We start from the raw sequence: 986 nt of genomic DNA on the forward strand, positions 1-986 counted from the left end.
CTTTTAAAGTTAGAGGCTTTTCATACTTTGGAATTGTGTCAATAGTCAATACTTCACCGTCCCTCATAATTCCACTATTATAAAATTGGAATTTAAAGTTATCTGATACTTCCACAATATCACTAGAAATCGTTGTATGAGCAATTCTATTTTTATTTGCTTCATTTTCTATTGGAAAACCTTGAGCAAACATACCATTTCTAAATACAATATCTTCTAGCTTTTCCTTATTCATTGCATTACTATAATCTAAACCTTGTTTGTATCCAAAAATAAATACTCTTCTACGTCTTTGGGCATTACCGTAATCCGCTGCATTAATTACTCTCCATTCAACATTATATCCTAACTCATTGAGCGTTGATAACATAACTGCAAAGTCTCTACCTCTTTGGCTAGATGGAGATTTCAATAAACGATCTACATTCTCTAACAATAAATATTTAGGATACGTATTCTGAACAAATCGTATAATTTGCCAAAATAATACACCCTTCTTTCCTTGAATTCCAAGTTCACCATTTAATGTTCGAGCAACAGAATAGTCTTGACAAGGAAATCCGCCAACTATCATATCAGCGTTGGTATCTGCCATTTCTTTATCTGATATTTCTCCTATATCTCTATTTACATGCTCTCCAGTTTTAAATCTCTTATTATAACAATCAAAAGCATGCTGTACTTTACGTGAAGGTTCCCACTGATTTGCCCAATTGACATCAAAAATCCGCTTTTTTGTTTGCTCTAAACCTAAACGAAAACCGCCGACTCCAGCAAATAACTCTACAACTTTAATATCATCCATTAGGCGACCTCCTATAATTACTTGTTAACTATTATAACACAAAACCGAACGATCGTTCTAGTTTTTTGTCATAATTAAACATTCTAAATTATAACATAGAATGTCTAAAGTAATTCTTCAACCTGCTTTTTAATATAATCATTATTAATCCAAAAGGATTGTTTAGTCATCCATTGATTTG

1 protein-coding gene is annotated in these 986 nt (G+C 31.9%); it reads right to left on the reverse strand.

Annotated features, from left to right (window positions below; translation table 11 throughout):
* A partial coding sequence (gene dcm / locus ACF91D_RS30690; RefSeq protein WP_392438533.1) for a DNA (cytosine-5-)-methyltransferase occupies positions 1-805 on the reverse strand: 805 nt, incomplete at its 3' end.
* Positions 806-986: the final 181 nt, after the last annotated feature.

It is taken from the genome of Staphylococcus sp. 231237_7MaSpsaltlick, from assembly GCF_043107035.1.